13 protein-coding genes are annotated in these 14,898 nt (G+C 69.6%); 7 read left to right on the forward strand and 6 right to left on the reverse strand.

Annotated features, from left to right (window positions below; genetic code table 11):
* Window positions 1-67 precede the first annotated feature (67 nt).
* The 3 genes from LV78_RS26845 to LV78_RS41035 all read right to left on the reverse strand — a co-directional run bounded on the left by LV78_RS26845 (window position 68) and on the right by LV78_RS41035 (window position 5,469).
* Window positions 68-1,654 carry a hypothetical protein gene (locus LV78_RS26845; protein ID WP_253848424.1) on the reverse strand — a complete coding sequence of 529 codons (1,587 nt, stop codon included), beginning with the start codon at window positions 1,652-1,654 and terminating at the stop codon, window positions 68-70.
* Between the two features lie 413 nt (window positions 1,655-2,067).
* Complete coding sequence (locus LV78_RS26850) at window positions 2,068-4,959, reverse strand: DUF4365 domain-containing protein (RefSeq protein ID WP_301307425.1); 2,892 nt, start codon at window positions 4,957-4,959, stop codon at window positions 2,068-2,070.
* Window positions 4,960-5,343: 384 nt separating this feature from the next.
* Window positions 5,344-5,469, reverse strand: coding sequence for a hypothetical protein (locus LV78_RS41035; RefSeq protein WP_301307426.1), 126 nt, complete (start codon window positions 5,467-5,469; stop codon window positions 5,344-5,346).
* 101 nt (window positions 5,470-5,570) lie between these two features.
* On the opposite strand from LV78_RS41035, the gene LV78_RS26855 reads away from it, so the two are divergent.
* From LV78_RS26855 to LV78_RS26885, 7 genes are all read left to right on the forward strand, one after another.
* The gene (locus LV78_RS26855; RefSeq protein ID WP_253848426.1) at window positions 5,571-6,074 is read left to right on the forward strand and encodes a M48 family metalloprotease; all 504 of its coding nucleotides are present in this window, start codon (window positions 5,571-5,573) and stop codon (window positions 6,072-6,074) included.
* Between the two features lie 140 nt (window positions 6,075-6,214).
* Entirely contained in the window at window positions 6,215-6,595 is a 381-nt protein-coding gene (locus LV78_RS26860) for a DUF6283 family protein (protein WP_253848427.1), read from the forward strand.
* 467 nt (window positions 6,596-7,062) lie between these two features.
* A complete protein-coding gene (locus LV78_RS26865; protein ID WP_253848428.1) occupies window positions 7,063-8,037 on the forward strand; it encodes a hypothetical protein in 975 nt (324 codons plus the stop codon).
* A 235-nt stretch (window positions 8,038-8,272) separates the two neighbouring features.
* Window positions 8,273-8,710 carry a hypothetical protein gene (locus tag LV78_RS26870; RefSeq protein WP_253848429.1) on the forward strand — a complete coding sequence of 146 codons (438 nt, stop codon included), beginning with the start codon at window positions 8,273-8,275 and terminating at the stop codon, window positions 8,708-8,710.
* Complete coding sequence (locus tag LV78_RS26875) at window positions 8,674-10,011, forward strand: hypothetical protein (RefSeq protein ID WP_253848430.1); 1,338 nt, start codon at window positions 8,674-8,676, stop codon at window positions 10,009-10,011. The genes LV78_RS26870 and LV78_RS26875 overlap by 37 nt, the downstream gene beginning before the upstream one ends.
* A 211-nt stretch (window positions 10,012-10,222) precedes the next feature.
* Window positions 10,223-11,638: a hypothetical protein gene (locus tag LV78_RS26880; protein ID WP_253848431.1), complete on the forward strand. Its 1,416-nt coding sequence runs from the start codon at window positions 10,223-10,225 to the stop codon at window positions 11,636-11,638.
* Window positions 11,639-11,714: 76 nt separating this feature from the next.
* On the forward strand, window positions 11,715-13,607 hold the full coding sequence (locus LV78_RS26885; RefSeq protein ID WP_253848432.1) for a pentapeptide repeat-containing protein: 1,893 nt from the start codon (window positions 11,715-11,717) through the stop codon (window positions 13,605-13,607).
* Between the two features lie 73 nt (window positions 13,608-13,680).
* On the opposite strand, the gene LV78_RS26890 is transcribed toward LV78_RS26885, so the two are convergent.
* Genes LV78_RS26890 through LV78_RS26900 form a run of 3 tightly spaced genes read right to left on the reverse strand, consistent with a single transcriptional unit; the run spans window position 13,681 to window position 14,823 of the window.
* Entirely contained in the window at window positions 13,681-13,932 is a 252-nt protein-coding gene (locus LV78_RS26890) for a hypothetical protein (RefSeq protein WP_253848433.1), read from the reverse strand.
* A gap of 51 nt (window positions 13,933-13,983) precedes the next feature.
* Complete coding sequence (locus LV78_RS26895) at window positions 13,984-14,121, reverse strand: hypothetical protein (protein ID WP_253848434.1); 138 nt, start codon at window positions 14,119-14,121, stop codon at window positions 13,984-13,986.
* A 48-nt stretch (window positions 14,122-14,169) separates the two neighbouring features.
* The gene (locus tag LV78_RS26900; protein ID WP_253848435.1) at window positions 14,170-14,823 is read right to left on the reverse strand and encodes a hypothetical protein; all 654 of its coding nucleotides are present in this window, start codon (window positions 14,821-14,823) and stop codon (window positions 14,170-14,172) included.
* Window positions 14,824-14,898 lie beyond the last annotated feature (75 nt).

Consider the following 14,898-nt stretch of genomic DNA (forward strand, 5'->3'; position numbering starts at 1 on the left):
ACCTCATGAACCGCCCCTGGACATGCCCCTGCTGAAGGCGTAGGTCGTTGCTGCTCGACCACAGAGGTCAGGACAGGGAGTTGCGCAGGTGCCCGCCGAGGTACCCGACGAGGATCCGCCCCTCCGAGGAGCCGGGCCTGCAGGTGTTGTCGAGGAAGTAGAGCCGCGGGTGTGGTGGACCGTTGCCGATGCGCACGTGTTCGACCATCAACACCGCCCCGCTGGCGTCGACGGTTTCCGGCACCGGGAACAGCCGCTCCGTTCGCCAGGCGGTGTTGACCAGCACGCTCTCGGGCTCGGCGGGCGAGTAAGACGAGCGGGCGATGCGTCGCCCCGGTGTTCCGGGGTGGGACAGGTAGGTGTGGAAGTTCCCCGTCGCGCCTGCCGCCTTGGCCTCAGCGTAGTCGTGCAGCGCCACCATCGTGGACCAGGTGCGTTGCAACCAGGAAGGCCGTGCCTCCAGCCTGGCCGTGGTCCGCCCCAAAGTCGGAGCCAGCCACAAGCGGGGCAGCCGCCGCCCGGCCGCCAGCAGCTCTGACCACGAGTTGAACACCGGTTGCGACTCGGACGCTACGGGCGCGGTGCCGCTGTCGTCGCGCGCACGCGCGGCCAGGTGCGCGGCGCGGCGCAGCGCGTCGTCGAGTTCGGCGCCCAGCGTGTCCATCGCGGCGTAGGCTTCGTCGCGACCGGCCTCGGCCTGTTCGGCGCGCCGCAGCAACTGTCGACGCATCTGCTCCACGGAGTCGAAGTGCTCCGAGGAGGAGCCGGGGTGTCGAGTGCGGGTGCTCGCGAGCGCGCGTACCAGGAACGCGCGCCGTCGCGTCAGGTTGTCTAGCTCGGCCCGCAGACGCGCGATCGTCTCGTCGCGCACCTGCACCTGACGGGTCAACCCGTCGACACGGTCGCGTTCCCGCTCGTACTGCGTCACCACACGGTGGTTGTCCCTGGCCAGGCGCTCGATCTCCTGACGGGCACCGGCCGTGGACTCCTCCCGGACGAGATCCACCGCCCTCGTGAACGCCTCACCCGCCGCCGCGTACCGCGCGTCCTGGCCCAGCACCCTCTCCTCGACTGCGGCGTCGACCGGAGGGGTGTGCAGCAGGAGGGTCATCTCCTCCAGCAGGCCGCGTTCACACGCGGGGCGGAGGCAGACCTCCAGTTGGGCCGCACGCACCTGCTGACAGGTGGCCAGCAGGAACGCGGCCTTGTCGGCGTTCCCGGAGGTGATCCGGGCACTGGTGCTGGCGAACAACCCGGTGGCGCCGACATGCAGCGACCGCACGTTCCCCGTGGCAAGCCGGGAATCACTCGGCAACGACTCGTTGAGCCTGCGCAGGGCCTCGCCGTGCACGGCCGCCGTGATCAGCGAGCCCGAGGTCGCGTTCACCGCGCCCGCGAGCTGCCCGATCCTCAAGAACGGCGCCACCTTCGACATCTTGGCCGCGAAGAGCACCGGAGTGACGGCACGATCCGACTTCACCGCGTCGAGCAGGCTCTCGACCTGATCGGCTTGTAACTCGTTGACCACGCCGAACCGCAGGCCGGTGACGACATCGACAAGATCGAGCACGTCCAGGCGGCACGCGGCGTGCGGCGAACCGTGGATGAAACTGTGCCAACTCCCACCGGCTACCGGGACGGCGAGCACCGACACCTGCCACCGCCCCGACACCGGGGAGAGGTATTCAGGCCGCACGTCCACCAGGACACGCACGGGCTCCCCCGACGGGCCCAGGTAACGCACCCACCAACGGTGCGCCACCTGGCCACCCGACGGTGCCTCGGAAGCCAACAGCCCCAGCCGACGTGCACCAGTGAGCCGGTCCGCGACCTGTCGCGGACAGTCCGGCAACGACGAGTAACCGCTACTCCACCACCGTTTCCCCGAGGGGATGAAACTGAATGGATCTTCGACACTCATAGGAATTTCCGTTTATTTTCTGCATTGACGTCGATTGTCCTCGGATTGACGACGTGTCTGCGCCACGGGCGCGAGTCCGTTTCCCTCCGCTGTGCAATCCTGAGGATTGTCGATCTTGACACGCAGAGGTGGAAACGGTCCGGCTGTCAGCCCGAACTGATCATGGCCCGTACCTCGGCCGACCTGCTCTCGGCCAACTCCCGCCTGACCTCCTCAAGCGCGGCAGTGTCGGGGGAGGCACCGGCCAGCGCGTCGGCCATCGCCCGATGAACGAAGGTCCCGCTGTCGGCCAGGCAGCACCGTAGAACGTCCTCGATCAAGGGATCACTGGCCCCCGAGGCCGCCAGCCGTGTCAGCGCGGCAGCCGCGTGGGCACGGACCTGGGGTTCGATGTCCTGGGCGAGCGCCGCCAACATCCCCACCGCCGTGGAGGGAGAGAGAATCTCGGCGAGAAGGGCGGCCCACACCCGATGCTCGGTAGTGCCGCTCAGCAGGCGGAAGCCCAAGTTAGCGGGAACCTCGAAGTGCTGTCCCAGAGCGGTGGCCAGCCGGGCCGCCGGGCCTAGAAGGTCGGGCTTGCCCAGCATCTGCTCCATCGGGTTGGCGGGCTGGTCGAGCAACATCCCCACAATGCCTGCCAGGCGGCCCCGGACCTCCTCGGATAGTCGGCTGATGTTGCCCGCCAGGACGAAGCAGGTTCCCGCCTTGTATTTGGCGACCACCAACGGTTCGGCGAGCAGTGCGTAGATCGGCTCCCAGTCGGCGAAGGCCGGGTACTTCAGGTTCAGCACCGCCAGAATCCGACCGACATCATGCACATACTCGATGAAGCTGTTCGGGGCGGCGTCACCTACCACACCGAGCACTCGGCGGGCGGACATGCCGATCAGCTCTGCTGCCACCTCATCCGGCAGCCCTGCTCCGGGGTTCAGGGCAACCAGCGCATCCAGGGACTGCTTCTGCCTGATCTCGGTGAGCAACTGCTCCCCGGCGGCCTCGTCCAGCGGCGCGGCGGCGGACAACAACGCCAGACGCAACTCCTCGTCGTGTCCAGCCGCACCCGCGGTGGCACGCGCGGCCGACTCCCCGGTCCACACGGAGACCGGCAGCGCGCGGACCAGCCGCACACAGGAGCCGACCATGAAGGCGTCGTGTTGAGGGGGCAGGGACACGACCTGCTCCAGGACGGCCTGCTGGTCCGCGAGCGGGGCGGCGGGCACGACACCGGCGAGCGCGTCGACCAGCTTGTCCGCCGATACCCCCAGGAGCGCTGCGGCGGAGGGGTCCCTGGGAGCGGCCATGGTCCGCAGCAACCAGCGCACAGCCCGGGAAGCCGTGTCACCGTCCAGCACGTCGCCACCGCGCCGCAGCAGCATCAACGAGGCCAGCGAGGTGGTGTGGGTCAAAGCCGCGAAGTCGATCCGCGCCGCAGCGGCGCTGACGGCCTGGGCCGGCCCGTCGGTGACCAGTCTCCTGGCGGCCAGGCCGAGGGTCTTGTCGTCACCGGCGAACCGCAGGATGTCGAGCAGTTCGCCCACCCGGTCCGGATCGGTGGTGTGCTCCACCTGCAGCAGTTGCTGCCTGGCGTTCTGGCTCGCGTGCAGCCGCCAGGCCGAATGGTCACCGGCATGGCTTGCCATCAGGGCAGCGGCCAGCAGACGGTTGTGCGGCACGTCCTCGGCATGGAAGGTCAGGGACCGGTCACGACTCCACGCGGTGAACTCGCGGTCGATCACGGCGGCCGCCCCGGACGAGACGCGCTGGGACCGCCACCACACCGAGAAGGTGTCCAAGCCGCTGATCACCCCCGCGACGTCCTTGCCGCTCCAGTCCGCGAGTCTGAACACCATCTGGGTGGCCGCACCGGCGATCGCCGTCGCCGTCACGTCCTCGCTGTTGCCCACGCCGATGCTCTGGACGCTGACCGCGTCCTCACGCGCCTGGTCCTGGCTCCCCAGCTCAAGCCTGGCCCTGGCGCGCTGCACGGTCAGCCAAGCCCGGTCGACCGGCGCGTTGTCGTCATGGGCCAGCGCCTCGTCCAGCACACGCAGAGCCCGCTCGGGCTGGGCCCGTTCCACAAGCGCCGCCGCAGCGGCGGCCGCGGCGGCCGACCGTTCGTACGGCGTGGCCGCGGTACCGATGCAGGCGATCAGGGCCTCCCAGCCACCGCCCCGTACGTGAGCGTCCACGGCGGCGGCGAACCGCCACCCCCACTCCGGGGAGTCCGCCATCTTCCCGAAGTCCGGAACCTCCGGATGGCGCCTGATGAACCCTTCAAGTTCATGCTGGCGCGCTTCCACGATCAAGGCCACGGCCTGCGCCGGACCGATCGGCTCGGCCGGGCCCGCGTTGCGGTGCGGAGCGACCAGACGAGGGGTGATCAGCGCGTACCGCAGCAGATCCCGCGGCAGGATCGATGCGGCACCGGACCAGGCGCTGCCCTCCCATCGTGCGGGCCGGCGCACGGTGGCCGCCACCGTGCGCAGGGCGTCGCGGTGCTCTAGATCGAGGGTGCTGGCACGGGGCACGAGGATCTTCGCCCCCTTGCCGGTGGACACCACCGCCTCCTCGGTGACCTGGACCCAATAGGAGACACCCGTGTCCAGGTCGTGCAAAACAAGCAGGTGCGGCAGCACGTGCGTGAGCCAGTAGTCGACGTGCCTGCGGTCGCTGTCGCGGAACCACCAGCCGACGATCTCCCCGGCCTCGTCGCACTCAGGCTCGCTGAAGTAGCTGGGACCGGTCTTGACCTGGGCGCCCAGCATCAGTCCGAGGTCGAACAACTCGGCGCGCACCATAACCCACAGGTCGGTGCCCACATCGTGTTCCGGGGCGCTGGCGGTTCCCCAGCCCAGGGTCAGGAACATGCCCTTGACCGCGTGTTCCCCCAACTCCGCCGTTTGCTTGCTCGTAGGCTGTCGCACTCCTGCATTAGACACTACTAGCGGTGACGCGGATGAAAAACACCACAACAATCCAGGAAGGAACGTGCCACTGGTCGACTCTGCCGAGCACCCGTCCCCCTTGATGCACCACATCGGGTCACCTCATGCCGGTAACAAACAGCCGTGCGATTTCGATGACCGGGCCGGTCGGCATAGTAAAATATCGCCGTGTGATCGACTCCTGTTGTCCGACTCATGCCAGTCCTCGGGCCTCAGGCCCGACTTTCGGGTGTCGAAGTTGACCAGGCCAACTAGACTCGACGGTGCCCGTCGCCCGGCGGAGCATACTAGCGGCAGTGTCTGTCGCCTGGGTGGCGGTATTAGTCCCAGGTGCTTGGTGCGGAGAATCCATCACCGCGCAAACAGCACCGCTCCCGGATACCGGTATCGACGGGCCAGTAGCTGGCACGGTTCACGACGTCACCACATCGTGTGCTTTCGGCCCCTGCGGTCTACCCGGCACCGCTGCCCGCGTCCTCACTGGTGTACTGGCGCACCGCTGGCAGAGGGAGAGTGCACGGCCGCCGACGGGTTGACCCGTTCGATGTCCGAGAACGCGGCGCGCACCCCGGCCTTGGAGAAGTCGTTGTTCTTCGACGCCACCAGCCAGGCATTCCTGCGAGACAGGGCCCGATCCCACTGCGCGAGAGCAACGAACCGGCCGAGCACCTATACGGGAACTGGGCGAACAGGCGGGCCCGCGGGTGCGCCTGCTCTCCTTATTGGGAGCGCGGCAGCAGGGGGACGCGTTGGCGTTCGCCGCGTTCCGACGGCCGTGCGTCGCCGTGGACGCGGGACTGCTGCGCCTGTTCAGCACCTACCTGGCCCGGTTCGACGCGGTGGTGCTGCACGAGCTAGCACACGTGCACGGGCAGAACATCCACATCACCTACCTGACCAAGTCACTGTGGTGGACGTTCGGCGTGATGCTCCGGCTGCCCTCGGTCGCGCATACCGTCCAGATCACCACCAGCAAGGGCTCGTCGTTGACGACGCACTGGGTCGGCAGCGCGCTGACGGTGGCGGGGATGATCATGCCGTCGACGGTGGCAGCCCGGCCCTGCGTCGTCACCGGCACAGCGACGCGTGAACCGACACAACCGGCCAGCGGAACCCGCGCCGACTCGCCAGATCGAAGCCCGGCTCGCCGACGACGTCCTCACCGCCAACGAGTTGGCAACCACACTCCACGAAGCCGGACTGCCTAAGCTGGCCCAGGTGACACGCCAGCTCGCCCATCGAGGACACCGATGATCAATAAGAGGGTTTCACTTCGAAGAGAGGGCTTACTGCCATGACGATCGATGCTGAGCGATGCGACGCAACTCCGTCCGCCGGAGGGCACCTGATGCCGCACCGAGAGTTCCCCTGCGGTCCGTGCCCGATCCGCGCCGACAACAGCAACAACCCCAAGGCGAAGTTTAGCGCCGAGCGGTGGGCGGACCTGACCAGTACTGTGCGCGACCTGAAGACCGGCAGGCAGCCGATGCCCGGCGATCCGCTGTTCGGCTGCCACAAGGGAGAACCGGGCACGGACAACGACCTGGCCTGCGCGGGTTGGCTGGCGCAGTTCGGCGCCGACCACATCGGCATCCGACTTGCCCTCGTCCAAGGCCGCCTCCCCGACAGCGCCCTGGAAGCCGGAGACAACTGGCCTCCGCTGCACAGGACCTGGGACGACGTCGTCCGCCACCAGACCGCGCCCCGGACAGAAGCTCCGCCACAATGACCGAGCCGGAGATGCAGCCGCACAACGTGATGAGCCGCAGGTCGAGCAGAATCCCTGCTCTACCACCGTGTCAGAGAGCGGATGCTGCGGTTACGGAACCGGTTTGGCCGAACAGCCCGAGTTTCCGGAACACCACCGCTTGGGTGCGCTGAGGTCCGCAGGGGCCGAGTCGGAACTTGCTGCGGGAAGGGCTGCCCGGACATGCGGCGGACGACATCGACAGGCCCTTGCCACCTGAAGAAAGCGCTCCGGGCTGGCTACTCCGGCTCGGCCCGAGCAGAGCGCCGGGACGCCTCCTGTTCCTGTGCCAGTCGGCCCAGGCAAGCCGTCAGGACATGAAAGTTATGCAGCGCCGCGCCGTCGCCCCTGGCAGCGCCAGCCTGATAGACCTTCACGGCTTCAAGTAGTTTTTCTGACTCACCGACGAGCGGGCACTGCGGGACGCGCAAGCCGCCGAGCAGGCCGTCGTGCGTGAGCGGGAGCGCCTGCTCGGGCTGCTGCGGCGGGTGGAGCAGTCCTGGAGCGAGCCCAGTCGCGCCCAGTACCGCCGGGACGCGGTCGCGGACCTGCGCACTGAGATCCTGGGCCACGCCCGCAGGGCCGCGCGGGCAGGCGGCACGACCGAGGCGGCCGAACGCGAGTTCGCCGGACAGGCCGAGTACCTGCGCTGGCGGTGGGCCGGGGTGCCCCTGCACGAGTGCCTGATCGAGGACCGGGCGCTGGCGGGCGTGCTGGTGTCGGCCAGGATCATCGCCGCGATCGCCGGGGTGCGGGCGCTGACCGTCGAGCAGGTGGCCGCTCTGGACGCGGAGCGGGCCGGACTCGGCTGCCAGGCGGCGCAGTTCGCGGTGGACGGCGGGCGGCCCCTGACCTACCCGCGGCCACCGGTCCCGACGCCGGGACGGGTGCGGGCGGTGTGGCTGGAGCGCGACCGCCCGGACGCCCTGGTGCGCCTGGACGCCGGGCGGGACGAGCCCGCGCCGTGCCACGTGGAGCTCTCGCCGACGGCGATGACAATCACCGCCGTCGCCGGGGAGGTAGGGGCGGTCGGTGCGGTGCGCCGCTACCCGCTGCCGGGACCGGCGCACCCGATCCCGGTCAACACCCTGCTGGAGCGGCTGGCGCCGGTGGCGCAGCGGGTGGTCGCCGGCGCCACCGGCGACGGGGAGCGGGTGCTGCTCGACGCCGAGGCGGCCGAGGACGAGATCGTCCGGATGATCGCCGAGGGGTTCGTGCCGGGCGCGCTGCTGCCCGCGCGGCAGTGGTGGACCCCCGAGCGGCTGGCGGCGGCGGTGACCGCCGACACCGACGACACCCTGCTCGACGTCCTCGCCGACGCCAGCGTCCACCACGCCTTCGAGCAGCGGCGCCTGATCCTGACGGACGCCCTGGGGGTGCTGGTCCGGGCCCGCGAGGACCTGCGGCGGGCGGCGCGTCGCTAGCGTGGGTTTCCCGCCTGGGCGGGAGTGGTCCGGCTTGGTGGTTCGCACCCCGTGGGCGGGCGGCGGACGACATCCCCGCACACGCGGGGGCATCGGCACGACCCGGACACGCCATTCCCCGCTGTCCGCCAGGCCCCGGAAAAGGGGCGGGCGGTGCCGCGACGTGGCGACGCCGCCGGGACGGGCGCGTCCGAGGCTCGGTCGACGACCGACCCGACACCGAAGGAGGCCGCTGGTGAACAAGCGCGAGCAGACCCGGATCTTCCGCCTGGTGAACGCCGGCTACTGGGACGTGCGTTCCGTCGTCAGTGAGATGAACGGGCTGTGGCGGCCACTCCCCGACCATTTCCTGCGCTCCCTCGAACCCACGTGGCAGCTCGACGATCTGCGCCCGCTGCAACAGCGGCTGATCACCTCTTGCCAGAAGCTGGCCGAGGTCCTGAACGGGGCGCGGGAGGCCGGTTTCACCAGCAACTTCGCCGGGTTCACCGTCCCGGACGTCTGCGGGCCGGGCCGGGGCGACAAGCAGCTCGTGGCGCGGGGTGGCACTACCTGTCCCCTCGGGCGCACCAACCCGCCGACGGCGGCCCGGCGGGCTTCGCGCCGCTGGACTTCCCCGAGGAGGCCGCCCGGCTGGTGCGCGCCCAAGACGAGTACCTGGACCGGGCGATGATCGCGTTCCGGCCCCGGTTACCCCCCGAACCGCAGGCGTCGGAGACCTCCTACTACGTCACGGCGCGCCCCGACGGCCTGGACGTGCCGACCGGGACGATCGACTACGGCACCGCGCTGGCCACCGGGGAGGTGGTGCGCCCCGCCCCCGCCGCGACCGGCCCCGGCCCCGGTCCCGGTCCCGGTCCCGGTCCCGGGGCGGGGTACCTGGTGGTGGCGACCGCGCCGGGCGCGACGGAGGGCGCGCCGACGCGGCCGTGCCGGGTGTTGCAGGTCGTCCCGGTCGGCGAGGTCGTCCCCGCTCCCGCCGGCCCGTACGACTTCGCCGGCCCTTACCAGCGGCGTGTGCCAGCGCTGCGGGTGGTGCGCGAGATGCCCGCGCACCTGGCGCTGGGCCCGCAGGGCCAGCACGTGCTGGCCCTGTGCGACCGGCTGGCCGACATGACCGACGCCGACTTCACCTACGTCGCCAGCGCGTGGCACGCGCTCGCTCCCCACCGGGAGGCGGCCGTGAAGGCCCGCCGCCTGGCCAATGGCGCGGCCCGCACGGCCGGCGACGCACGCTGGGCGCGGGAGTGGGAGTACTTGCCGCTCGAGTTACGCGACATCGTGGAAGCGGCCCTGGCCACCGACCGGTCCACCAGCGACGAGACCTGGGACAGGCTGCTGGACGAGGCCACCGCCACGCTCCGGGCCGCCAGGGACAGGACGCGGGAGCGCGCGAACAGCGCCGCGGAGCTGGCCGGGAACGCGTCCTGGGCCAAGAGCCTGGCCAAGCACAAACGGCACTGGAGCGCCCCGGACGCACCGTGGGCGATTCCCTGGTCGGACCAGCGCAACCCCGTTCACATCGCCTGGGAGGCGGCGGTGGCGGGAGGGAGGGCCAGCGCCTTGGGCACCGCCCGCGAGTTCGCGTACACGACGGTCACTGACAACCCCGTGTTCGCCACCCGGTCCCGCAGCGGGGATGCGGTCGGGGACGCGGCCAACGAGGCCGTCCAGGCGGTGCTGGCCTGGGACCTGCTCACCCCGGAGCAGTTCACGGCCCTGACCGGGCCGCTGCACTTCGTGGTCGGGCACGTCCACACCGGCGACCACGACGGCCACCTGACCCGCTGGACGCCGCGCAGCGGTTCCAAAGGCGCCCTGGAACCGGAAACGGCTCACCGCTGCCCGCAGCCTCCCATGCGACGCCGTGAACTGGGTTTTTCATCGGTATTCACGGTGAATACGGTCTCGAACGGCGCTAACTGCTGGACGACCAGCGGTTCCGCCGCGCACGGCAGCTGTTGCCGATCCTGATGGTGACGACGCTGCCGGTGGCCTGTGGCGCGGGCTACGCCGAACTGTCGCGACTCCTGCTCGGCCGCCACTGAGTCGCGGCGGGTGGTGGTGACCAGGACCAGGGGCCCGGTGACCTCGTCGACGACGCGCATGTACGCGCGGGTGAACCTTGACGCCCTGCACACCGGCGCTCTGCCCACCGAAGTGTGCGCCGGGCAGGATGGTGGACGTGCGCGATGTTGAGAGCTTGATCGACCAAGTGCCCAACCCGCAGGTCCGGAAGCTGACCCGGGACGCCTGGCGTTGCTACCAGGCCGGGGTCCACCGGGCGGCCGTCATCTCGACGTGGACGGCGGTGAACGACGACATCATCGGCAAGATCGTGTGGCTGGCAGAGGAAGGCGACTCAGAAGCGCAGAAGTTCCGTGAGAATTTACGCCGGGTCCAGCAGTCCGGGCTGACCAAAGACGGAGTCGTCGCCATGCAGAAAATCGAGCAGGGCCTGCTGGAGACGGCGGTGAAGTTCGAACTGCTCGACCGGATCGGCGAGCGCGGGCTCAACCGTATCCGCGAGGACCGTAACCTGTGTGTGCACACCTCCCTGAACAGCAGCGACGAGCCCTATGAACCCGGCGAGGAGAACGCCCGCGCCCACCTGGTCACCGCACTGACCCTGCTGCTGAACCATCCCCCTTTGGGGGACTCCCGCCTGCGCGACAGGTTCCTCGCCTACGTCTGCGACCCGCACTTCGTCCTGTCCAGGGAACACATCCTGGCCTCCTTCCACGACCGGATTCGTTCCAAGGGCCGGTTGGGATTGATCAAATTAGCCGCCAAGCACGCCCTGCTCGAACTGCCTGCCGAAGGACGGCTGCCGGACATCGAGTGCGCCGACCGGATGGCCAAGATTCTGGTGCTTTTCGCCTCACGCGACCGGGCGGCGGTCCGCGAGGCGGTGGCCAAGGTCATGGACAGGTTCGCCGGACTCGACGCGGAGCAGAAACTGCGGACGTTGATCCGTCTGGGCGACGGGGACTTCTTCTGGGACAGCCTGCAGGGGGATCAGCACGAGTACCTCAAGGCACTGGTGGCCAACCAGGGCGTGCACAAGATCCGGCCTGGGGACCAGGTCACCAGGGCGATGTTCGAGTTGCTCTCATTGCTCTCGCTGGTCGGCAGTGAGCAGGCACGTGAGCAGCTTCCCGAACTGGAGAACAGGTTCAACCTGCTCGACACCCATCTAAAGATGTCGGCGGCCATCCTGCGACCGGCCCGCTACTTCGTGCCGGTGGTGCTTGCCACACTGCAGAAGGCGACCAGCGGGTTCGTCGGCGGCAAAGCCGGGAAAGCGCTGGCCGAGCACGCGCAGTTCCTAGACCTCGATACCCTGCGCCGCGCGCTCCAGGCATGGGGTGGGAACTACGAGTGCCTCAACGGTAGATACATGCGGGTTACCGCAGTGCAGCTGTTCCACGCGACCGAACACCTGGGTAGAGAACGGATTGAGGTGTTCGGTGAGTTCCTGACCGCGCTTTCACTGCACTCGGACGAGAGCGACTACACCGCGTTGGCAGAGACGTTGCAGACCAACGAGTACACCCCGCCGGCACCATCCGCCGCAGGACCCGAAGAGAACCCGGCCTGAGATCGGTCCAGTCGGCACCGCCCTGGTGCCGCACCTCCCCGGCCCGGCGGGCACCGCCGTCGGGGTAACGGTCCGCATGGACATCGGGATGACGGTAGACGTGCGCCTTCTCCACATGTTGCGTCGCCTGGCCCAGGCCGTCCCCGGTCTCCGCTTACGATCGCCCGCCCGCCTGCGCCGGGGGCGTCGGCGTAGGAAGGGCGGGTCGTGGACGGGGGCGATCCTGGTGATCGTGCTACCAGTGCTAGTCGTCACCGCCCTCGCTCTGGTCGTCATGCTCGGAGTGCTCACCCCCGCCACCGCGCAGGAACGCCTGGAGGTAATCCGCACCGCGCTGGCGCTGGGCGGTGGGACCGGGGCCATCGCCACCCTGGTGCTGGCCCGGCGCCGCCAGTGGGCCACCGAGCACGACGCCGCCGAACGCCGTCTGTCCGACCTGCACCTCAAGGCCGTGGAACTACTGGGCAGCGACAAGGCCGTCACCCGCACCGGGGCCCTGCACGCCCTGGAACGTGCCGCCCAGACCAACCCCGACCAGCGCCAGACCGTGGTCGACCTGATCTGCTCCTACCTACGCAACCCATACACCCCACCGCCAGACAAGCCGGGCGTGCCCCGGCTGGGCGGGCTGCGCGGCGCCCAACGCGGCAATGCCGCCCGACGCGCCGCCACCGCGACCCGTTCCGGTATCGCGGTACCGGCCCGTTCGACCACCGACGAGCGGGCCCGCCGCGAGGAACGGGAGGTGCGCCTGACCGCCCAGCGCATCCTCGTCGCCCACCTGCGACCGGGCTCTTGGTGGCGACGCAACCCCACCTACTGGTACGACATCGACCTCGACCTACGCGACGCCGCCCTCATCGACGTCGATCTCTCCGGCTGCCGCTTGCGCAACGCCTATTTCAACAACACCACCTTCTACGGGGACACCGGATTTGACGGGGCCCGGTTCGGCGGGGACGCCTGGTTCGATGAGGCCCGGTTCGGCGGGGACGCCTGGTTCCGTGAGGCCCGGTTCGGCGGGGACGCCTGGTTCCGTGAGGCCCGCTTCGGCGGGGACGCCTGGTTCCGTGAGGCCCGCTTCGGCGGGGACGCCTCATTCGATACGGCCCAGTTCGGCGGTCACGCCTCATTCGATACGGCCCGCTTCGGCGGGGACGCCTCATTCGATACGGCCCAGTTCGGCGGTCACGCCTCATTCGATACGGCCCGGTTCGATGGGGATACCTCGTTTCCCAGGGTCAGGTTTGACGGGCACGCCGGGTTCCACAAGGTACGGTTCGGTGGGGACGCCTGGTTCGATGAGGTCCGGTTCGGTGGTCACGCCTCGTTCAGTATGGCCCGGTTCGGTGGGCACGCCTCATTCGGCAAGTCCCGGTTTGACTGGGACGCCTTGTTCCTCGGCACCCGGTTCGGCGGGAATTCCTCATTCGACAAGGCCCGGTTCGATGAAAACGCCTTGTTCCTCAGCGCCCAGTTCGGCGGGAACTCCTCATTCTACAAGGCCCAGTTCGGCGGGGACGCCTCGTTTCACGGGGCCCGGTTCGACGAAGACGCCTCGTTTCACGGGACTTGGTTCAGCGGGCACGCCTCGTTTCACAAGGCCCGGTTCAGCGGGCATTCCCGGTTCCATAATGACCGGTTCCATAAGGCACGATTCCAAAAGGCTCGATTCGACGGGGGCGCCTCATTCGATATGGCCCAGTTTAGCGGGGACGCCTCATTCGATGAGGCCCGGTTCGACGGGGACGCCCGGTTCCAAAAAGCCCAGTTCGTTAGGGAAGTTCAGTTCTGGGAAACCTTTTTTGCCCTCCCGGCAGGGATGGCAGGCGCGTGCGCGCGAGTGCCGTCGTCGGGGTGGGATGACTGCTCGTGGCCTGTCGGGTGGACTGTCGACTCCGAGCACGTCGTGGATACCGGGGCCAGATTGCTGCCGGTCCCGGCGGTGTTCCCCGAGGAGCGGCCCTGACCTCAGCGAGGCGCGTGGCACCCGCGCGGTGCCGGGTGATGTCAGGCCGCCTCCTCGAGGCTGATCCGGATGGTCAGGTCCGCATGACCGCCAGCACCTGCTCCACAGTGACGGCCCCGGCCGCGCGCAACTGCTCGGCGCGGGCGTGGCCGATCCCGGCGTCGGCCAGCCGCGCGGCCTGGGCCGCAGGCCAGCGCCGCCCCTTGGGCCACTCCCAGCCCGCCCGCGCCCACTGCCGCGGGATGCTGGTGTGGTAGGCGCGCGCGTCCGGCACGTCGGTGATCGTCACCGCGCACTTGTGGTCGGTGACGTGGTGGGGCAGCACGCCTGCCTCCGCGAGGACGCGCGCGGCTTCCGCAGGGATCTTCGTACGGGACTACTCGTGCGTCGAGCCGTACTCGGCGCGCAGGTCGGCCACCAGCCAGCGGCGCTCGTCGGTGAGCGGGTGGCAGGTGGCGATGTGGCCGGGGGTGTTGTTGGCCGAGAAGTCGTCGCCGTCCAGGCCGTTGTGCACCGCGGTCCACAGCAGCCCGCCGGTCTCGTCCAGCAGCAGCTCGTCCTTCTACAGGACGGGCTGGTCGTAGGGGCGAAGCGGCACCTGCGGCAGCGCGTGCAGCGACTCCAGTTCCGGGGCTCCGCGCTCGGGGTGCCGCGCGTCCGCGACGTCGCCGACCATCCAGCGCAGCAGGCTCTTGCGCCGGGTCTCCAGGTCACTGCGCGCCTTGTGGCGGGCCTCGGCCTCCAGGACTGGCGCCGCCTCCTGCTCGGTGGCCGCGCGCACGCGCGCCGAGTAGTAGTAGTAGTAGCCCTCCTCGTCGCCCACGCCGAAACTCATGCCCTCCTCGGAGTAGTACCGCGCGTGCGCGGTGACCATGGTGACCACGCCGAAGACCCGCCGGTCCTCGTCACGGTCCTCGTCGAGGAACAGGCCGCCGGGCACCGCGTCCGGGCCGGGGCCGCCCCGGCCGGTCCACCACTGCTCGCGCCGGGACGCGCCGGAGATGAACGGCTCGCGGCCGTAGCCCTCGCCGCCGTCGATGTCCCAGGTCGGTGTGTCGTCGGGGTTGTGCGGGTTCGGTGGGCAGTCCTCGGCGTGCTCGACCTGCCAGGGCGCGTGCGGCTCGTCGTCCTTGACGGCGATCCCGGTGCTGGCGGGCACGTCCTGGTGGTACAGGCGGCACAAGCCCGCGTACCGGTTGACGATGCGGCGAGACATGGTGGACAGCTTCTTCGGCTCGGCGTCCGGACGGGCGCGCGCAAGAGCGGCAACGCCCTCGGGGGTATTGGAGTA

Origin of the sequence: Actinosynnema pretiosum (assembly GCF_024171695.1) — a bacterium.
Classification (GTDB): Bacteria; Actinomycetota; Actinomycetes; order Mycobacteriales; family Pseudonocardiaceae; genus Actinosynnema; species Actinosynnema pretiosum.